This is a genomic window from Campylobacter sp. 10_1_50, assembly GCF_000238755.1.
Taxonomy (GTDB): domain Bacteria; phylum Campylobacterota; class Campylobacteria; order Campylobacterales; family Campylobacteraceae; genus Campylobacter_A; species Campylobacter_A concisus_R.
On the sequence record NZ_JH414887.1, the window covers coordinates 529,027 to 548,938 of the forward strand.

A 19,912-nucleotide genomic window follows, 5' to 3' on the forward strand; every position below is an offset into this window, starting at 1 on the left:
AAATGGGCTTAAATTTGCTTCGCCAAAACCTTTTTAAACCCCTCGCTTAGCGTAACTTCAAGCGTGATAAGCGATACTCTCAACCCAAAATCCTTTACCTTTACATAGTCCTTTTGCGTCATCAAAAGCGATGTGGCGCCGTAACTTTGCAAAATTTCACTTAGCTCTTCTTTTGAAAAGTCGTAGTGATCAGGGAAAAAGACCTGCCCCACGCACTCGCCAAAAAATGCCTCAAGGCGCGCTGGGTTCGCTATGGCGGTGACTAGCACCATTTTTTCGCTTTTATTTAAAATTTCACTCTTTCTAAAGTGAGTTTGCCCCTCGCACGCTATAAAATCACCAAATTTATAAAAGCTAAATGGATATCTATAAGCCCCACTTGGCAGGCAAAGCTTTAGCTTTGGCTCTGGGTTTGGACGCACCAAGATGTCAAATTTAGCTATATCAAATTTAGAAAATCCATCATCTAGCAAGATATACTTTGCGCCCTGAGTTTTTGCGTAGTTTATGGCTACTTTTCTATCTTCGCTTACGATCACATTTGCGTTTTTGATGCTTGTGGCATATATCATCGCCTCATCGCCACTTGCCGCCACGTCAAGTAAAATTTCGCCATCTCTTGCGACAACTTGCATGCCCTTGCTCTTTCTTTTATAGCCTCTAAGGATGATAAAGGCGCCCCCATAATTCTTAGCGATAGCGACGCAAAGTGGGGTCTTGCCACTTCCTCCAAGGGTTAAATTTCCAACGCTTATTATCTTTATGTCAAACTCTTTTTTTTGCGCGCTAAATTTCTTGCAAACTATGACTAGAGCGTAGATAAGACTTAGTGGCAAAAGTAAAAATGCTAGTAAAATTTGAAAGAAATTTGGGCGAAAGAAGTAGTCATTCGCCCAAGAGTGTAAAAGGATGTTAAATTTCTTAAACACGAGATTTAGAAATTTCTTTTACCGTATTGCAGATGTATTGCACCTCTTCGTCGCTCAAACTATGATATATAGGTAGCGACAAGACTTGTTGATACGCTTTTAGAGCATTTGGGAAGTCATTTACTTTAAGCGAATATTTATTTTTATAATAGCTTAGCAAATGTATCGGTATGTAGTGCAGCGAAGTGTGAATTCCACGCTCCAAAAGCTCTCTAGCAAAGCTGTCGCGGTTTTTATTTATCTTGATGATATATTGAGTGTAGATGTGCTCGCGTTTTTTGACCGGAGTTGTGATGTTGTGACACTCTTTAAGCTCTTTATCGTAAATTTCAGCGATCTTTTTTCTACGTTTTATAAGCTCGTCTGTCTTTTCAAGCTGAGCGATAGAAAACGCCGCATTTATCGAGTTTATATCGTATTTTAAACCAATATCAACGACGTCGTAGATGTAGCTTAAACTACCAAATTTATCTATACCATTTACAAGGGCGTAGTTACGAAGAAGTTTTGCTTTTTTATAGACCTCTTCGTCATTTGTCGTGAAAAATCCAACTGTTGAGATAGGATTTTGCACGCGTGAGTTTGTCTGAAAGCATGATAAAAACGAGTCTGAACCAACCTTTTTGCCATTGTAAGTTAGTCCTATGCCTCGGTTTGCATCATCTAAAACGACGATGCCATATTTTTCGCAGATAGCCTTTATCTCATCAAGCCTAGCGCTTTGTCCAGCGATGTGTGAGATAAAAGCACATTTTAGTTTCTTGTGATTTTGTTCTTTTAGCACCTTTTCAAGGGCTTCTGGGCTGATGTTAAAGTCCTCTTCATCGATATCAACAAAGATAGGCTCAGCATCAAAATGTCTAACAGCCTGAGCCACGCTTGGGAAGGCATTTACTGAGCAGATGACCTTATCACCGCGCTTTGTATCCATCGCACTTAGAGCCAGATGATGCGCTGCTGCGATGTTGTTTGTAGTGACAACAAATTTAGCACCAAAGTACTCTTTTAGCTTTTCTTCAAATTTAGCAACCGTATCGGTGGTATTTTCAGAATGCAAAGCCTCTTCGATAAGCTCACTCTCACGCTCAGTGATAGTCGGTTTATAAAACGGAATTTCTCTCATCTTTAATCCTTTAAATTTTCACTATCAACGGCATTTGTCGTTTAAACCTGTTTGACACAACTCTATTTTCTATATCCAAGACCGCTTTTAATCCAAACTTTTTGATGGCTTGCTCCTTGTTATTTTCTAAATTTTGTAAAATTTCATCAATGACAGCATAGCTGTAACCTATATCGCCCTCGTCACTTTGCCCATCCCAAAGATCAGCAGAAGGTGCTTTTTTGATAAAATTTTCATCAACACCAAGATGTTTTGCAAATTCAAAAATTTCACTCTTATAAAGCTCTCCGATAGGATTTATCGCGCATGCCAAATCCCCAAATATCGTGCCATAACCAAGCATAAGCTCACTTTTGTTGCTTGTGCCGATAACCAGAGCGTTTATACTAGATGAATAATCATAAAGCAAGCTCATTCTAACTCTAGCTGCTAAATTCCCTTTTCTTAAATTGCTTAAATTTACATCTATTGTTTCGTAAAAAGCATTTAAAATGCCCTCTATGGATAAAACCTTATATTTTATGTTTAGTTTTTCGCATAAATTTAAGGCATCGTCCATATTTTCTTTGTTTGATGATGCTGTTGGCATGATGAGTGCATGAGTTTCATCTGGCTTTGCTCTCGCACAAAGTGTCGCAACCACAGCAGAATCAATACCGCCGCTTACGCCTAATAGTAGTTTTTTACCTTTAGTTTTATCTTTTAAGCTAAAAACTAAGGTTTCTTCTATTTTTTGATACCCCTTCATTGTCCCTTTGCCTAAATTTGCTTCCTTTTGCAAAAATTATACTAATTAAATTTAAAATTTTTCTTTAAGTTTAAGTAAAAAGATGTAAATATTTAAGAAATGATAAATTTAAGGTAAGAAATGAGAGTAATGCATAAAAGTTTTGGCGATTTTGGGACAAATTGCTACATCGTCACCAAAAATGGCTCAAGTTTGGTTATAGATCCAGGCGATGGAGCAAAAAAATGGGTTTTGCAAAATGCACAAAATTTAAAGGCGATACTTTGCACTCATGGGCATTTTGACCATATTTACGACGTGAGCGAGCTAAAAAATGAGCTAAAAATCCCAGTTTATATCAATAAATTTGATGCTTTTATGTGCGAGAATGACATTTTTGGCTATATGAAAAACACCTTTGTGCCAGACATTTTGGCTCAAGGCGATGAGAGCTTTGTAGTGGGTGACTTTTCTTTTAAATTTCACCACTTCCCAGGGCATACACCAGGTTGCTCGATGATAGAGATAAATGACGCGATGTTTAGTGGAGATTTTTTATTTAAAGGTAGCATCGGACGTTGGGACTTTCCATATTCGGATAAAAATGAGATGCTAAAAAGCCTAGAAAAATGCAAAAATCTCAAGGGCAACTTCGCACTTTACCCAGGACACGGCGAAAGTAGCACGCTAAAAGCCGAGCAACAAGAGCTTGACAGATGGGTAGAGATCGTAGAAAAAAGTTAATATTCTTATTAGTAAAAACTTTTAGATTAAATAACTATTTTTTTATAAAATGCTTGTAAAATTTTGATTTTATTAAAAAGATTTATATTTAAAAGAAGATCCGAGCGAAAGCTCGCTCGGATAAATGTTTTTAGAAGCTATATTTTGCCTCAAATCTGATACGATTTTGTTTGTAGCTTTCGCCGTCTTTTTTGTCTTTAGCAGCTGCATACCAAGAAAGGAATGTAAGTTTTTTGCTGTATTTGTAGCTAGCGTCAAGAGACCATTCGTTTCTTTTTGCTCTCTCTTTACCAAGAGCCCAGCTATAGCCTTTACCTTGAGTATATCCAGCACCAAAGCCAAATTTATCTATATCATATCCAGCATTAACAAACCAGTAGTCGTTGTTGCTTTTGATATTGTTGTAATATTGTTGTCCGCTAGTTGCAGCACCCATTACACCATTTAATATTTTGGTTGGGTTAATTAGCTGACCATTTGATTCAATTGAAACAAATGAATATTTATTGTTGTCTTTGTTTTTAGCATCGAAGTCTAAATAACCAGCATTAAGTTTAGCACCAAATAGTTTTGTGCCAGCTTGAACTGCCCAGAAATTTGCATCAGCTACTTTTTTATGGTCTGAATCGTTATGAACAAATTGACCTTTTAAGTTTAGGTTAATATCGTCAGTTACATCAAAGCTAACACCAGCCTCAGTGCCATAAAGCGTTGCTATCTCTTGAAGATTAGCAATAGCTACTTTAAATGATACTGGATTATAGCTACCAGCGGCACCTAAATAGTAAAGGTTACCTGGAGCATCTCCGAAGTTATTTGTTGAAACATCAGTACCATTTATTTTTTCTTTTCCATCTACTATATTTTTAACCAATGGACCATCATTATCTTGATCGCTTGCTAGAGCATCATAAGCAGCAGCAGTTAAAGTAAGACCAGGTACATCAGTACTTACTACTTTTAAACCAGTGCCAGCAAGCTCACCATCATCATAGAAAGTTTTTATAAGTTGCTTACCCGCTGTAATAGTAGTATTAGCTACCTTGTAGCCTAGATACATCTCATATACTGAGAATGAACTAGTTGTATCTGTTTTATCTGTGCCATCTGTATTCTTCTTAGCATCAAATGCATTATCTCCAGAGCCATCTGCTGCTGTTGGAGCATATCTTAGTGTTAAAACTCCAAAGAAGTTATCGTCGATAGCAGATTTGAATGAAGTAATCATTCTGAAAGCATGATTTGCTACATCGTTTGTTTTGTTTTTTGCATCTGGAGTTGATTTACGATTATCATTTGTATAACGATATCTTGCAAATCCTGAAAGATCTACGTTTTTTATAGCTTCTTCAAGTGGAGTTGCACTTGCAACGCTTGAAAATGCACCTAAAGCAACCAAAGCAGCTAAGCTAACTTTTGTAAGTTTCATCTAAATCTACTTTTGATAAAAATGTTTTGAAAGGATATTATCATAGAAAATTAATTTTATAGCTTAAATTTCACTAAAATTTAAAAAAATTGTTACCGATCATTTACCAAAATAAGATAATGAGATAAGATTTGTCTTTAAAAAATTAAAAATTTATGTATTTTTTGAATAGTAAAATTACTTGAGCTTTTAGTTTTCATTTATATTTATAGAATTTAAGGCGGAGTAACCTATAAAAATAAGACCAAAAACGAATATTGCAACAAGAATATAACCTAACATAAAAACTCCTATTTCTTTAAATCTCTAATTTCTTTCAATATCAATTTAATTTTACTATTTGTGTATTTTATAAGCAGTAATAAAATTATCTCAGCGAATGCAGCCAAAATAAAAAGAGGAATTGTATCTTGGAAAATTTTATAATTAGTAGCACACCATCCGCCAATAGCTATAAAAGTTGCAACAAAAATACCTAGCCAAAACTTTAACAATCCTAATCTCTCTTTTACTTCGTCTAATTTTGGCATATCATTCCTTTTTGGTTTGGTGGTCTATTATATCACGTTTGCCTTATTTGTTGGCCTGTGCCTCTTCGCGCTCTTTCTTTTGTCTTATAGCGGCTTCTTTTTGGATATTTTTTTGCTGAGTGACAAAGATATGCTCTTCAAGTGTGACTAACTGAAAGACGCCCTCAAATATCTTGATCTCTTTTACGTAGCCTATCACTTTTACCTCTCTTTTTCTGCTCTCCTCAAACCTTGCTTGTGCGTCAAATTCGATCACATCGCCAAGCTTGAGCGGTCCGAAGAAATTTATCCTAGCACCGATGCTAACGCAAAATTCTTCATTTATAGCTAAAAGCGCTGCGTAGTTTGCTCCCATGAAGACAAAACCGCTATGTATGAGCCCTTCTGCGTCGCTTACCATATCAGCCGTGGTAAAAAATCTAGTTTTTGCGTGATTTTTCTCAAGCAAAAATGCCGTTCCACTAAAATTTAGCTTTGTTAAAGGTGCTGTTTTTATCTCGTTTCTTAGCGGGTTTTCGTCCTCTGGGAGGATTATTTGCGATTCGTCTTTTGCTTCAAAAATATTTTCATCTGCCATATTTATCCTTAAATTTTAACTCTCACATAGGCTCTTTTTGGAGCTGGGTAGCCCTCGATGGTCTTTGTATTATCGTCTGGGTCTAAGAAATTTCCAAGACTTTCGCCATCTATCCACTGCGTTTTTCGCTGCTCATTTAGATCAGTAGCCTTTGTATCAAGCAAGCTAAAGTCCTTAAATTTAGCCCTCTCGCACCAGTTTTCAAGTGCGCTAAGCGTTGGCACAAAGTAGATATTTGGGATTTTTGAGTATCTATCCTTTGGGCTTAGCGCAAAGTCGCCATCCATATCTATATACATCGTGTCTAAAAATAGCTCGCCGCCAGGATTTAGCGCGGTTTTTAGCTCTTTTAGCATCTTTATAGGATCACTTCTGTGATATATCACGCCAAGACAAAAAATGGTGTCAAATTTCGCTCCAAACTCTGGCAAGCTCTCTACTCCAAGAAGCTCGTAAGCGATATTTGAGCGGATAAATTTATTTAAAAAAGCAAACTGCAAATATGTATGCACGCTAGGATCAAAGCCAGTTATGCTTTTTGGACCGTACTCAAGCATCTTAAACATATAATATCCATTATTACACCCCACGTCAGCCACGCACTTACCAGCTAAATTTAGGTGTGGGGCAAGGATATTAAATTTAATAAAACTTTGCCATTCGCTATCTATATATATATCATCAAGTAAAAATGGCCCTTTTCGCCAAGGCTTTAGGCTAAGGGCGAGATCATAAATTTCATCTTTGCTCGCAGCGCTCAGCTCTTTAAATTTTACATTTACGCTCTCACTAAGGCTAAATTCGCAATCAAAATTTGCTAAATTTTCTATCCTATTATAAATTTGCTTTTGCTGCTCGTTAAATTTACTAAGATCCACGCTATTTCCAGTCGACGATGTTGTGCGGACACTCTTTTTGGTAGGTGCCAGTCGCGTCATAATACTCTTTACAATCATTATAATATTGCGTCGAGACTCCGCGCTCGTTCATATAAAGACAACCATTGCAAAATAGCGCTATAAAGCCTAAAAATATAATCTTTTTCATGTGGCGGATTTTATCATAAATAAAAATTTTATGCTAGAATAGCAGGCAGTTTTAGAGCCAAGTTTGGCTAAGATTAAGCAAAAAGGCATTTTATGCAAAGAAGAGATTTTTTTAAATTTAGTAGTTTTTTAGGTGCAGCAAGTCTGCTTCCAAGTGTCACTCTAGCTAGCGACGAGCCAGCAAACCCAGTAGTTAGAAATTTCGACGTAAATTTTAAACACCAGCTTCTTGAAAAGGGCAAAAGCTCGAGAATTTGGCTGCCCCTTCCGCTAAGCACCACTTATCAGCAACTAACCCAAGACTACGTCATAAACACAACCGCCAAAAACGTCTATATCTCAGACACGCTAATACCAACAATGTATAGCGATTTTGAAGAGAACGAGCAAAGACCTATTTTAAATATCCAGTTTAAAATTCAAACAACAGAGCGCAATACCGACTTTAGCAAGGTAAATTATGATCCAAATGAGAAGGTCGATCCAGCTGTTTTGGAGTTTTTAAAACCAACTTCACACATCCCAACTGACGGCGTCGTAAGAGCAAAAGCGCTAGAGATTATCGGCAATACTAAAGGCGATTTGGAGCGCGCAAAAGCGATCTATACGTGGGTTGCAAACACTATGCAGCGTGATAACAGCATCCTTGGATGTGGCACAGGCGATGTTAAAGCGATCCTAGAAAGTGGCAAACTAGTTGGCAAATGCACTGACATAAACTCAGTTTTTGTGGGACTTTGCAGATCAGTTGGCATCCCTGCAAGAGAAATTTTTGGTATCAGGGTTGGTCAGTCTAGATTTTCAGATCAGATGGGTAGCGCAAAAGACGGCGTGGCTAAAATTTCAGGCGGACAGCACTGCAGGGCTGAGTTTTACCTAAAAGGCTATGGTTGGATACCGGTTGATCCAGCTGACGTTACGAAGGTAAGACTGGGCGAGAAATTAACAAACGATGACGCTAAGATCAAAGCTGTTAGGGATTATTGCTTTGGCAACTGGGAGATGTGCTGGATAGGCTTTAACTACGGACGCGACTTTATCTTAAAGCCAACCCCAGAGCAAACTCCGCTAAACAACTTTGGCTATCCATACGCTGAAGTTGATGGCAACACACAAAACTATTATTCGCCAAAAGAATTTAGCTACGACTACGTCTCAACAGAGCTAAAATGAGAGCCTTTTGGCTGATACTAACATCCATAGGTAGTGCTATCGGCGCTACCTTGTGCTGCTTACCGGCACTTCTTTTCTTGCTTTTTGGCACATCTTTTTCTTTTCTATCTTGGACACAAAATTTATACGAGTACCGCGTCCCTTTGAGCGTCGTGGCCGTCATTTGCTTTGTGATCTCAGGTGTGGCTCTATTTTACAAGCCAAAAAGTTGCAACCTAAGCTATAAAAAGAAAAAATGGATACTTATATATATACTTTTTGGAGTGATTTTGCTTTTACTCCTCACATATCCAGAGCTTTTAGGAGAAATTTATGCGTAAAATTTTAGTTTTAGCCCTTTTGGTGGCTGCAAGCTACGCTGATAAAAAGATAGAAATTTCAGTGCCTAGCATGCACTGTCCGCTTTGCACGGCGATAGTGCGAAAGGCTGCACTTAGCGTTGAGGGCGTAAAAAAGGCAGATGTATCGCTAAAAGAGCGAAAAGCTGTCGTTATAGCAGATGACAAGGTCGATGAAAAAGAGCTTTTAAAGGCGGTCGATGCGACTGGCTATAAGGGCGAGATAAAATAAATTTAAAGGAGGCAAATATGTCAAAGAGCGAAGTTTTAGCGAAATTTGAGACACTTGCGTCGATACCACACTGCAGTTATGAGACTGATAAGATGCGTGATTTTCTGGCTAGCTATGCAAAAGATAAGGGCTGTAAGGTCGTGGTCGATAGTTTTGGCAACGTTCATGCCTTTAAAGGCAAGCCAAAAATTTGCTTGCAAAGCCACTATGATATGGTCTGCATGGGCGATGCGCCAAAGATCGAGATAGTTTATGGCGATGATGGCTACATGAGGGCTAAAAACTCATCTTTAGGCGCGGATAACGGCATAGGCGTGGCTATCATGATGCAGATGATAAGCGAATTTGACGACATTGAGTGCCTCTTTACAAACAACGAAGAGGTCGGCATGGTCGGAGCTGCTGGCTTTAGCGGCGATCTAAAAGCTGATAAGCTTTTAAATTTAGACAGCGAAGAGGACGACCGCGTAACTATCGGCTGCGCTGGCGGTGTAAATTTATTTGCTACTATCTCGCTTAATAGCAAAAAAACAAAAGAGAGCACGCTTTATGAGGTAAAAGTGAGTGGCCTACCTGGCGGACACTCTGGCAACGAGATACATAAAAATATTCCAAATGCGATCAAGGTTTTGGCGGCATTTGTGACTAAAAATGGTTGCAAGCTTGTTAAATTTGAAGGTGGTGAGCGAAGCAACTCTATTCCAAGTAGCGCAACTGCGCTTGTGTTAAGCGATAAAGAGCTAAAGAGCGAGTGTGAAAATTTAAGCGTGAAAAAGCTTGGCAAGGGAGATGAAATTTTAGAAAACGGCGATAAAATTTTAGCACTTATTAACTCATTTTCACAAGGCGTAAGAGCCTATAACTGCGAGCTAGGCATACCACAAGATAGCGTCAATCTCTCACTTGCAAAGATTAAAGACGACGGCACGCTTGAAGTGGAGTTTTTTGCAAGGTCAATGAGTAAAGACGGCCTAAATAGAATGGAATTTGAAATTTCAGAGCTTGCAAAAGCGGTTGGTTTTAATGTCATTTCAAAAGATAGAAACCCAGCTTGGAAACCAGTAAATGATAAATTTGCAAACGATATCTTAGAAGAGCTTAAAATTTATAAGCCAAATGCAAGGATAACAGCTGTGCATGCCGGCCTTGAGTGTGGAGTGCTTTTAGAGAAAAAGGCGGGTCTTAGTGCATGTTCTATTGGACCAAACATCTACTCACCTCACTCTACAAGAGAGCACTGCGAAGTAGCTTCTGCACTTTTTATAGAAAAAGTCGTTCGCGGTATAGTTAAAAAGTATAACTCATAAAAAGTAAAATTTGCTAGAAATTTCTAGCAAATTTTATATCTCAAAGCATCTAAAGCAAATTTGCCCGCAAGCACGAGCAAATTTAGATTATTTTCCAAACTCATAAACGATCTTGCCACTTTTTATCGTGGTAGTCGCTGCGCCTTTTAGCTTTTTGCCAAAAAGTGGAGAATTTACCGATTTTGAGCGGTTTATCTTTTCATCATAAACATACTCGATCTCAGGGTCTATTACCGCGATGTCAGCTAGCATGCCCTCAGCAAGTCTGCCCTTATCTTTTAAATTTAGCATCTTAGCTGCATTTGTAGAAGTTAGCTCTACCATGCGCTCTAAGCTTATAACGCCCTCATTTACGAGCTTAAGAGTGAGTGGCACAAGGGTTTGAAGCCCGATGATGCCAAATGGCGCCTTGTCAAATTCCACTATCTTTTCATCTGTGTGGTGTGGTGCATGATCGGTGGCGATAACGTCTATAAGACCGCTTTTTAGCGCCTCTCTTACCGCTTTTACGTCGCTTATCTCACGAAGTGGCGGCGACATTTTGAAATTTGTATCGTAGGCATTTTTCAAAATTTCATTGTCGCTAAAGCTAAAGTGGTGAGGTGTGGCTTCGCAAGTGATGTTTATGCCCTCTTTTTTGCCCATTTCGATGATCTTTAGCGAGTACTCCGAGCTTACGTGAGCGATGTGGATGTGCGCTTTGGTAAGCTTTGCAAGCAGCATGTCACGGCTCACTGCGATCTCCTCTTTCTCTCTCGCCATGCCGCGAAGTCCAAGTATGGCTGAGACCTTGCCCTCGTGCATGACGCCCTGCCTGCAAAGCGAGCAGTCCTCTGAGTGGCTTATACAAAAGCTACCAAACATGCTTGAGTACTCAAGTGCCGCTCTCATCACGCTTGAGCTAGTCACTGGTAGGCCGTCATCACTAAATGCAACTGCTCCAGCTTCTATAAGATCGCCCATTTCAACGATCTCATTGCCACCAAGCCCTTTGCTAATGGCTGCGATTGGTAAAAGATCGATCAGTCCGCAGTTTTTAGCCTTTTCTATCATCGCTCTTGTGATCGAGGCATTGTCATTTACTGGGTTTGTATTTGCCATGCAAAGGCAGGTGGTCACTCCTCCAGCCACGGCCGCCTGCGAGCCTGAGATGATGTCGTCTTTATACTCTTGACCAGGATCGCGAAAATGCACGTGCATGTCGATAAGTCCTGGCATGACGAGCTTATTTGTAGCGTCTATGACCTTATCAGCCTCAAATTTCTCACCTCCGATTTTGGCTATTTTGCCGTTTTCTATTAGGATATTTGCCTTAAATTTCTCGTCGCTATTTACGATAGTGCCGTTAATTATTGCTATTTTCATCGTTAGTCCCTATTTTTTGCAAGCGTATTTAGTATCGCCATTCTTATAGCAACGCCGTTTTCAACTTGATTTAGTATGACTGAGTGCGTGCCATCAGCCACGTCTGAATTTAACTCCACGCCCCTATTTATCGGTCCTGGGTGCAGCACGATCGCGTCAGGCTTTGCTAGCTTTATCCTATTTTTATTTAGTCCAAAGAATTTCGAGTACTCTCTCGAGCTTGGAAATGCCACGTCCGCACCGCCACGCTCTAGTTGGATGCGAAGCATGATGATGACGTCGCTACCCTCGCAAGCCTCCTCCATATTTTTGCAAATTTGAGACTCAAAGACCTCAGCGTCTTTTGGCATCATCATCCTTGGCGCAAATAGCTTTAAATTTATGCCAAATTTCTTCATCGCCCAGATGTCAGACCTTGCCACGCGGCTTCTAGCGATGTCACCGATGATAGCCACGTTTAAATTTTTGTCCAAAATTTTGCCATGCTCTCTTAGTGTGAAAAGATCAAGCAGAGCTTGGCTTGGGTGCTCATTTGTGCCGTCCCCTGCATTTACGACGCTAGCTTCTGTTCTATCAGCTGCAAATTTCGCCGCTCCAGAGCTTGGGTGACGAAGCACGATGATATCAGTTCTCATAGCAGCCATGTTATTCATCGTGTCATTTAGGCTCTCGCCCTTTGTCACACTAGAGCTTGACGAGCTGAAATTTATCGTATCAGCTCCAAGCCTCTTTGCTGCGATCTCAAAGGATGTTCTAGTTCTTGTAGAGTTTTCATAAAATGCGTTGATCGTGGTCTTTCCGCGAAGGTAGTCATTTTTTTTCACTTGGCTTAAATTTAGCTCCTTAAACTCTTTTGCCGCCTCTAGAAAATATAAAATTTCTTCCTTGCTAAGCTCTCTAGTTCCTATCAAATCTTTATGTTTGTAGCCCATTTTAAGCCCTTTTTGATCTATTTTGTTACAAAGTCACAAGCTGGCTTGTAGCCGTTGTCGCAAGCTTTTTTAAACAAAGCTTTTGCCTTCTCTTCACTTTTTGCTTCATTATCATCTTTGTCTTTTATGAGGCCATAAGCTGTCATTTCGCCTAGTTTTTCGCACGCCATGCCCTCATTTTCGTTGCACATTTTTGTAAAAATTTTCTCAGCCTGAGCTCTATCTTTTGCCACGCCGTCGCCGTTAAATAGCATGATCGCATTCATCGTGCAGGCCTTTTTCTCGCCCTCGCCGCAAGCTTTATTAAAAGCAAGATAGGCCTCGTTAAAATTTTTCTTTGCATAAAGCTCATTTGCCTTGTCTAAATTTTCATTTGCCATAGCATTTAACGCAAAAAGCGCCGCCGCTAAAACTAAAATTTTCTTCATATTTTCTCCTTATTTAAATAACTTTGGATGGTGTTTTTTCATATATTCAACTATCTCTATGACCTCGTCGCTACCGCTAGCATCAGAGTTTTCTAGCGCATCGTCGATGCACTCGACATAGAGATTTGCCGCCTCTTCAAGCTTATCTTTTTTCACGCCAGCATAGTAAAACATCGCTTCAAGCACCATGCTAAGCTCGTAGCTAAGCTCCTCTACGCTTACCCCTTCTTCTTTCATATCTCCTCCTGTGTTTTTTTAGTTATTAGATCAACTATCTGCGCCTTGATCGGCTCATAGCTAAAGCCATCTTTGAAATTTGCAAACAAGCCACCGCTAGCACTCACGTGTCCGCCACCACCAACTAAGTGTTTTGCCATGGCGCTAACGTCTAACTTGCCATTTGCACGAAAGCTTAGCGTTTTTTTATTTGTCACGTCGATAAAAAAGTCAAATTCAGGATTTGCCACTAAAAAATCGTTGCCGATAACAGAAACATTGCCGACATTGTAGGTTAAAATTCCTTTATGATCTTTATAGCTTATGCTAAATTTCTCTTTATTTTCACTAAGTTTTTTTACGACGTAGTTTGAGATCAGGTTGCTTAGCGTATCGTCTTTATCCTCTTTGAAAAATGACTTTTTAATGGCATGCACCTGCATGTCAAGGCCGATATAGTCGTTTTTCTCGTTAAAAAATTTACTCGCTTCTTTTAAGAGATGATCCATATAAAGGTTGTTTTCAGCTTCAAACATCACCTTATTTATCTCTTTAGCATTTGCCACAAGCCCCAAGCAGACCTTACCCATCTCGAAATTTTTATCATCTTTTAGCCATATATCCACTGCATTTACGACGTCACTAAAAATTTCAAGCTCCTTGTTTTGACCAAAAATGCCCGCAAAAAAGTCGTAAGTGATCTTTGTAGCGCACCTTGAACTATCCAAAAAATACCATGAGTAAGCGCTCGCACACTCAGCGCCGCTTTGGTGATGATCTAGCAAAAATAGCTTTATATTTTTGCCCTCTATCATCTCCTCAAAGCTCTCACACTGAGCCGGAGTTAAATTTAGATCAGTGATCAAAATGACGTTTTTATCATCGTTTGAGGCATCTATCTCAGATAGAATTTGAGCAAATTTATCATCTATCTCTCTGCCGTAGTTTGAGTTTAGAAATTTCACATCTTTGAAGTAAAAATTTGTTATGTATTGCGCGCCGTATCCGTCAAGATCGGTGTGTGAGAGGTGATAAATTTTCATCTTTTTCCTTTATAAATTTTCTATTTCTATGACGCCAACTGTTTCAAATGGCGTATTTGCCGAGATCTCAGCAAAGCTTAGTACCACTATGTCGATGGCGAAATTTGCGCAGATATTTGCTATAAATTTGCGCAAGCTTGGCTCCACGCAAAGCACCATCTCTCCGTGCTGGCTCATTGGCCGTTTCTCTTTTTCACGCCTAAGTGCTTGCACGATAGATGATGTCTGCGCCACATTTATCATCAAGTGATATGCGCCGTCTTTATACTGCACCGCATCCATGAGCTTTTGCTGCGCGGCGGTGTCTAGGATGTAGAAATTTAGCTGACCCTTTTCATCTACATAAAGCGAGGTGATGACGCGTGAAAGCGCTGCACGCACGTGCTCGATGATCATATCTAAATTTTTACTAACCTCGGCGATGTCGCTGATGGCTTCAAGTATGCTAAGTAGGTCTTTGATCGGGATATTGTCTTTAAGCAGCGTTTTTAAGACCTTTTGGATCAAATTTATAGGTGCGATCCTTAGCGTATCCTCGACCACGACTGGGTAGTCGATCTTTAGTTTGTCTAGTAAATTTTGCGTCTCTTGGCGAGTTAGAAGCTCGGCTGCATTTTGCTTGATAAGCTCGCTCATGTGCGTTGAGATGACGCTTGCAGGATCAACTATCGTATATCCGCTAAGTATGGCGTCCTCTTTGACGCTAGCATCGATCCAAAGAGCATCTAGCCCAAAAGCTGGCTCCTTTGTCGGAATTCCTTCTATATCCTCGCTCACTAGGCCACTATCCATCGCTAGAAATTTATCCGCGTAAATTTCGCCCTGACCGATCACGATGCCTTTTAGCTTAAAGCGGTACTCGTTTGGTGGTAGTTGGAGGTTGTCGCGTATCCTTATCTTTGGCATCAAAAAGCCAAGACTTGAAGCGATATTTCGCCTCATAGCACGAATTCTCTCAATGAGATCCACGTCAGCTAGCTTTAGTAGGCCATATCCTAGATCAAGCTCTAAAATTTCAAGCTTTAAGATGTCATTTATCTTAGTCTCTTCTTCTCTTGCGATCTCTTCGTCGCTCTTCTTTGGCGCCTTAGTAGCCCCACCACTCGCAGCTGCCGCCCCTGCCCCACTTGGCGCAGCGGCTCCAGCCTTTTTAGAAGCAGTTTTCTCTTTTGGCGCAAGGCTTAAATTTAGCCCACCATCTTTGGTCTGCTTGATGATGTAGCCAAGCCCCAAAAATAGTAGCGCTATAAAGCCAAGAGATAGGGTTGGAAGTCCTGGCACAAGGGCAAACATAAATAGTATGAAGCCCACTATCAGCAAAGTTTTATAGTCGCCTAATAGTTGATTTAGCGTGCCCTCTGCAAAGTCCTCGTCGTCTTTGCTAGCCCTTGTGATGATGATAGCAGTCGCTGTTGAAGTGATAAGTCCTGGGATCTGGCTCACAAGGCCATCGCCGATAGTTAAGATCGTGTAGTACTGAGCCGATGTCGCCATATCAAGGCCGTGTTGAAACGAGCCGATGGCAAAGCCGCCAATGATGTTAATTATAGTGATGATGATGCCAGCTACGGCGTCACCTTTTATAAATTTAGACGAACCATCCATCGCGCCGTAGAAATTTGCCTCGCCGATGATGGCTTGACGTCTTTCGCGCGCCGTTTTTTCGTCGATTAGACCTGCGTTTAGATCCGCATCTATCGCCATTTGCTTACCAGGCATCGCATCAAGTGTAAAACGTGCTTGCACCTCGCTCACGCGGGTTGAACCCTTTGTTACGACCATGAAATTTATGAGCACCAAGATACAAAATACGATAGTGCCGATGACGAAGTTGCCACCAACTACGAAATTTCCAAAGCTTGAGATGATCTCACTGACCGCTTCTGGGCCGTTGTGACCCTCACTTAAGATCATACGCGTGGTTGCGATGTTTAGCGAGAGGCGAAAAAGCGTGATGATGAGAATGAGCGTTGGAAACGTGCTAAGGTCAGTCGGCTTTGGCACGTAAATAGATATCAAAATAATAAGCACAGAAATCGAGATCGAAAGCGCCAAGAAAAAGTCAAGCACCGCACTTGGAAGCGGCACGATGATGATAGCAAGGATGGCAACGATGATGCCAACGATGCTAAGACTTTTAAATTTGACAATTGGCGCAAGAAACGGTGCGACAAGAGTCAAGATATTATTTTTTTGCTTTGCCAACTTTACTTCTTAACGATGTCACTTAGTTTTATCGCGTCAAGCATCTCGTCGATCTTGCCTTGAAGGCCGCTAAACATCGACCAAATTTGACAGCTTGAGGCTTTGTTTGACGGGCAACCAAGAGCTGAAGATGAGCACTCAAAGACGCTTAGTTCGCGCTTTTCGGCGCATTCGATTATCTTTTTTATACTTAAATTTTCAGGTTCGCCGTTTAGTGCAAAACCGCCATTTGCTCCTTTAAATGACTTCAAAACCCCATCTTTTGCTAAATTTTGTAAAATTTTTGCCAGAAAGCTTTTTGAAATTTTAAGCTCATTTGAGATCGTATCAACATCGACTGGAGATGATTTTTGAGATATTAAAATAAGCGAAAGTAGAGCGTATTCGCTTGCCTTTGTAAAAAGCATTTATCTTCCTTAACTCTTTAAATAGCCCTAATTTTATTAAATTTTTACTGCATTTTTCATTAATTTTTAAAAAGCGTAATTTTATCTAACTTTATGTTTTAAATGCTATAATCGCTCTTCCAAAATTCACCAATCAGGAGGTCATCATGGCTTTGGATTCGGCTAAAAAAGCTCAAATAGTTGCGAAATTCGCTAGAAAAGAGGGAGATACAGGCTCTCCAGAAGTTCAAATAGCTCTTTTAACAGCTAGAATAACTGAACTTACAGAACACCTTAAAATTTTCAAAAAAGACTTTTCATCACGTTTAGGTCTTTTGAAACTAGTTGGTCAAAGAAAAAGACTTTTAAAGTATCTTAAAAACAAAGACTACACTACATATTCAAAACTAATCTCTGAGCTTGGCTTAAGAGATAAATAATCCCACGGAGAGCGACCTGCTCTCCATTTAAATTTTCCACTACTTTAAATTTACAACTTCCTTTCATTTAAATTTCACTTTTTCGTAAATATGTAAAATTAATTTAATAATTTTAGCTTCTGTGTCAAATTTACACAATTTACTTTTCATTTGATAAATTTTAGAAATTTATGCAAATTTGGCATATTTTTTTAATTCCGATATATACGCTTTTTAAAAATTTAGTTTAAATTTATCTTAAAAATAAAAATTTATTTTTTAATAAAGAAATTTTCATAAAAGATTAAGTTTTGCGCTAGTAATATTACTCAAAATAAATATGCAGAAAATGCATAATTAGAAGGAGAAAGTGATGAAAGAAGGCAAAGTCATCTGTCCTTATTGCGGGACAGGCTGTCAAGTAACCTTGCACGTGGAAAACAACGTCGTTCGTGCCGCTACTGGCGTTGAGGACAATCCAGTCAATCAAGGAAATTTATGTTTAAAGGGCTTCTATGGCTGGGACTACGTTGCAAGTCCAGACAGACTTACAAAGCCGCTTATTAGAAAGAAAAACGGGGTCTTTTCAAAGGATGGTGAATTTGAAGAGGCCAGCTGGGACGAGGCGCTTGATCTTGTCGTAGAAAAAATGAAAGAGGCAAAAGAGAAATACGGCCCTGACTCACTAGCAGGAAACTTCTCAGCACGCTGTACACTTGAAGACAACTACGTCGCTCAAAAGCTAATGCGCGCTGTAATTGGTACAAATAACGTCGATCACTGCGCTAGAATTTGACACGCTCCGACAGTAGCAGGACTTGCTAAAACAATCGGAAACGGAGCTGCCACAAATAGCTTTACAGAGATTGGCACTTATAGTAACTGTATATTAATGATAGGCTCAAACCCAGAAAATGGTCACCCAATCGCAGCTATGCACATCCAAAGAGCGCTAAACCGCGGTGCAAAACTGATCGTTATTGACCCTATCAAGACTGAGTTTGCAAGTAGAGCCGACATCCACTTGCAGCTAGAGCCTGAGCACAACATCCCAGTTATCAACGCACTTCTTTACACTATCATAGAAGAAGGCCTTGTAAATGAGGAATTTGTAAGAGATCACACAATAGGCATCGAGTACGTTAAAGAAGCTGTAAAAGACTATGCCCCAGAGGTTGTAGCTAAATACACAAGGCTAAATCCAGAGGATATCAGAGCAGCTGCTAGAATGTATGCTACAACAAAACCAGCCGTCATCACTCACGGCATGGGCGTAACTCACTTCAACCACGGCGTTGGCGGAGTTTGTGATGTATCAAATTTATTCTTGATCACTGGCAATATCTGCGAGCTTGGCACAGGCGACTTGCCGCTTAGAGGTCAAGAGAATGTTCAAGGCTGCTGCGATATGGGCGTTTTGCCAAATATATTCCCAAATCTTGGCTCAGTCACCGACCCAGAGCAAAGAGCTTGGTTTGAGAAAATGTGGCACCTAGAACCTGGATTTTTAAACTCAAAGATAGGTATCCATAAAACTGAAGTACCTGATGCGATCCTTGATGGCAGAGTGCATTTCTTCTGGACTATCGGCGAAAACCCAGTCATCTCTGAGCCAAATACAAACCACTTCTTAAAAGGCATCGCAAATGTCGATTTCTACGTGGTTCAAGATCTATTTTTAACTGAGACTTCACTAAAAGCTGACGTGGTACTCCCTGGCGTTGCAAGTAGCGAAAAAGAGGGTCTTTACACAAACGCAGAGCGCCGTGTCCAGCACAACGAAGCAGTCATCACACCTCCAGGTGATGCTAGACAAGATTGGTGGATCGTTTGCGAGATCGCACGTCGTTTGGGCGCAACTGAGGGATTTAACTTTAATTCACCAGAAGAGATTTGGGAAGAAGTTAGAAAATGCGACCCTAGACGCTACGGCGGTATGAGCTATTATAGACTTAAAAAATATCACGGACTTCACTGGCCATGCCCAACTGAAGATGATATGGGCGGTCAAAGCCTCTATCTTGATAAGAAATTCTTTACTCCTGATGGCAAAGGTCGCTTTGTGCCTTGCTTATTTGTGGATAAGGCTGATGAGATCGAGAGCGCAAAACTTGAGTTTGCTAAGAAGATGAATATGTCACCTGAGTATCCTATCATGGCTGGTTCAGTTGATGAGAAGACTGACGCTGAGTATCCGATACAGCTTTTAACTACAAGAAAGGTTTATCAATACACAGTTGGCACCATGACAAGACGCTCACGCGCCATCGAAGAGGGCGGAGATAGCATCGGACCTATCGCTGAGATGAACCCAGCGCTTGCAGAAAGATACGGACTAAAACAAGGCGACTTTATCAAAGCGTGGAGCAGATACGGCTACATCGTCGTAAAAGCTGAAGTAACTGACATCGTGCCTGATGGCATCATCCAGATGACTTTCCACTACTGGGAGAGCTCTTGCAACGAGCTAACAAGCAGCGGTTGGGACTACATCAGTAAGACTCCGACATTTAAAGCAGCTATCCAGATCAAAAAGATTGATGAAGAGGAATTTTTACGAGTTCGCGAGCTAAAACGCGAGAAATTCCAAACTTCAAAGATCATCTACGATGACTTCCACCACCACGGAAACGCAGCGATAAATGAGTAAATTTAGCGGGTAACTCCCGCTAAATTTCTTTACTATTAAATTTCATTATCCAAAAATGCTGACATTGCAAAGCAAAATCTAAATTTTAAATTCAATGTTTATGATTAAATTTT

22 protein-coding genes are annotated in these 19,912 nt (G+C 40.1%); 7 read left to right on the plus strand and 15 right to left on the minus strand.

Annotated elements, in window-relative coordinates:
* Positions 1-8: 8 nt before the first annotated feature.
* The 3 genes from HMPREF1019_RS02645 to HMPREF1019_RS02655 are packed head-to-tail and all read right to left on the minus strand — an operon-like array spanning position 9 to position 2,800.
* Entirely contained in the window at positions 9-929 is a 921-nt protein-coding gene (locus tag HMPREF1019_RS02645; RefSeq protein WP_009294130.1) for a tetraacyldisaccharide 4'-kinase, read from the minus strand.
* Complete coding sequence (locus HMPREF1019_RS02650) at positions 922-2,052, minus strand: DegT/DnrJ/EryC1/StrS family aminotransferase (RefSeq protein ID WP_009294131.1); 1,131 nt, start codon at positions 2,050-2,052, stop codon at positions 922-924. Before HMPREF1019_RS02650 ends, HMPREF1019_RS02645 begins: the two co-directional genes overlap by 8 nt.
* 10 nt (positions 2,053-2,062) lie before the next feature.
* The gene (locus HMPREF1019_RS02655; protein WP_009294132.1) at positions 2,063-2,800 is read right to left on the minus strand and encodes an NAD+ synthase; all 738 of its coding nucleotides are present in this window, start codon (positions 2,798-2,800) and stop codon (positions 2,063-2,065) included.
* A gap of 120 nt (positions 2,801-2,920) precedes the next feature.
* Between HMPREF1019_RS02655 and HMPREF1019_RS02660 the strand changes: the two genes are divergently transcribed.
* On the plus strand, positions 2,921-3,523 hold the full coding sequence (locus HMPREF1019_RS02660) for an MBL fold metallo-hydrolase (RefSeq protein WP_009294133.1): 603 nt from the start codon (positions 2,921-2,923) through the stop codon (positions 3,521-3,523).
* A 130-nt stretch (positions 3,524-3,653) separates the two neighbouring features.
* Here the strand turns inward: HMPREF1019_RS02660 and HMPREF1019_RS02665 are convergent, their stop codons facing one another.
* The 5 genes from HMPREF1019_RS02665 to HMPREF1019_RS10095 form a co-directional block, all read right to left on the minus strand.
* Positions 3,654-4,952, minus strand: coding sequence for a major outer membrane protein (locus HMPREF1019_RS02665; RefSeq protein ID WP_009294134.1), 1,299 nt, complete (start codon positions 4,950-4,952; stop codon positions 3,654-3,656).
* 290 nt (positions 4,953-5,242) lie between these two features.
* The gene (locus HMPREF1019_RS02670; RefSeq protein WP_009294136.1) at positions 5,243-5,482 is read right to left on the minus strand and encodes a hypothetical protein; all 240 of its coding nucleotides are present in this window, start codon (positions 5,480-5,482) and stop codon (positions 5,243-5,245) included.
* Between the two features lie 43 nt (positions 5,483-5,525).
* Positions 5,526-6,059, minus strand: a complete 534-nt coding sequence (locus tag HMPREF1019_RS02675; protein WP_009294137.1) for a thioesterase — start codon at positions 6,057-6,059, stop codon at positions 5,526-5,528.
* Positions 6,060-6,067: 8 nt separating this feature from the next.
* Positions 6,068-6,937, minus strand: a complete 870-nt coding sequence (cmoB, locus tag HMPREF1019_RS02680; RefSeq protein WP_009294138.1) for a tRNA 5-methoxyuridine(34)/uridine 5-oxyacetic acid(34) synthase CmoB — start codon at positions 6,935-6,937, stop codon at positions 6,068-6,070.
* A gap of 1 nt (position 6,938) precedes the next feature.
* Entirely contained in the window at positions 6,939-7,106 is a 168-nt protein-coding gene (locus HMPREF1019_RS10095) for a hypothetical protein (RefSeq protein WP_002942642.1), read from the minus strand.
* Between the two features lie 92 nt (positions 7,107-7,198).
* Between HMPREF1019_RS10095 and HMPREF1019_RS02685 the strand changes: the two genes are divergently transcribed.
* From HMPREF1019_RS02685 to HMPREF1019_RS02700, 4 genes are read left to right on the plus strand one after another with little or no spacing between them, the layout of a single operon-like run.
* On the plus strand, positions 7,199-8,278 hold the full coding sequence (locus tag HMPREF1019_RS02685; protein ID WP_009294139.1) for a transglutaminase-like domain-containing protein: 1,080 nt from the start codon (positions 7,199-7,201) through the stop codon (positions 8,276-8,278).
* Positions 8,275-8,598: a hypothetical protein gene (locus HMPREF1019_RS02690; protein ID WP_009294140.1), complete on the plus strand. Its 324-nt coding sequence runs from the start codon at positions 8,275-8,277 to the stop codon at positions 8,596-8,598. The genes HMPREF1019_RS02685 and HMPREF1019_RS02690 overlap by 4 nt, the downstream gene beginning before the upstream one ends.
* Complete coding sequence (locus HMPREF1019_RS02695) at positions 8,591-8,848, plus strand: heavy-metal-associated domain-containing protein (RefSeq protein ID WP_009294141.1); 258 nt, start codon at positions 8,591-8,593, stop codon at positions 8,846-8,848. The genes HMPREF1019_RS02690 and HMPREF1019_RS02695 overlap by 8 nt, the downstream gene beginning before the upstream one ends.
* A 17-nt stretch (positions 8,849-8,865) precedes the next feature.
* Complete coding sequence (locus HMPREF1019_RS02700) at positions 8,866-10,155, plus strand: M28 family peptidase (protein WP_009294142.1); 1,290 nt, start codon at positions 8,866-8,868, stop codon at positions 10,153-10,155.
* 87 nt (positions 10,156-10,242) lie between these two features.
* Here the strand turns inward: HMPREF1019_RS02700 and HMPREF1019_RS02705 are convergent, their stop codons facing one another.
* The 7 genes from HMPREF1019_RS02705 to HMPREF1019_RS02735 are packed head-to-tail and all read right to left on the minus strand — an operon-like array spanning position 10,243 to position 16,751.
* Positions 10,243-11,520, minus strand: coding sequence for a dihydroorotase (locus HMPREF1019_RS02705; protein ID WP_009294143.1), 1,278 nt, complete (start codon positions 11,518-11,520; stop codon positions 10,243-10,245).
* Between the two features lie 2 nt (positions 11,521-11,522).
* Positions 11,523-12,452, minus strand: coding sequence for an aspartate carbamoyltransferase catalytic subunit (locus HMPREF1019_RS02710; RefSeq protein ID WP_009294144.1), 930 nt, complete (start codon positions 12,450-12,452; stop codon positions 11,523-11,525).
* Positions 12,453-12,469: 17 nt separating this feature from the next.
* A complete protein-coding gene (locus HMPREF1019_RS02715) occupies positions 12,470-12,880 on the minus strand; it encodes a tetratricopeptide repeat protein (RefSeq protein WP_009294145.1) in 411 nt (136 codons plus the stop codon).
* A 9-nt stretch (positions 12,881-12,889) separates the two neighbouring features.
* Entirely contained in the window at positions 12,890-13,117 is a 228-nt protein-coding gene (locus tag HMPREF1019_RS02720) for a hypothetical protein (protein WP_009294146.1), read from the minus strand.
* A complete protein-coding gene (locus HMPREF1019_RS02725) occupies positions 13,114-14,139 on the minus strand; it encodes a DHH family phosphoesterase (protein ID WP_009294147.1) in 1,026 nt (341 codons plus the stop codon). Before HMPREF1019_RS02725 ends, HMPREF1019_RS02720 begins: the two co-directional genes overlap by 4 nt.
* Before the next feature lie 9 nt (positions 14,140-14,148).
* Positions 14,149-16,344, minus strand: a complete 2,196-nt coding sequence (gene flhA / locus HMPREF1019_RS02730; RefSeq protein ID WP_009294148.1) for a flagellar biosynthesis protein FlhA — start codon at positions 16,342-16,344, stop codon at positions 14,149-14,151.
* Positions 16,345-16,346: 2 nt separating this feature from the next.
* Entirely contained in the window at positions 16,347-16,751 is a 405-nt protein-coding gene (locus tag HMPREF1019_RS02735; protein WP_004317794.1) for an Rrf2 family transcriptional regulator, read from the minus strand.
* A 146-nt stretch (positions 16,752-16,897) separates the two neighbouring features.
* On the opposite strand from HMPREF1019_RS02735, the gene rpsO reads away from it, so the two are divergent.
* A complete protein-coding gene (rpsO, locus tag HMPREF1019_RS02740; RefSeq protein ID WP_004317763.1) occupies positions 16,898-17,170 on the plus strand; it encodes a 30S ribosomal protein S15 in 273 nt (90 codons plus the stop codon).
* A gap of 352 nt (positions 17,171-17,522) precedes the next feature.
* A complete protein-coding gene (gene fdhF, locus HMPREF1019_RS10630; RefSeq protein WP_410369106.1) occupies positions 17,523-19,799 on the plus strand; it encodes a formate dehydrogenase subunit alpha in 2,277 nt (758 codons plus the stop codon).
* Positions 19,800-19,912: the final 113 nt, after the last annotated feature.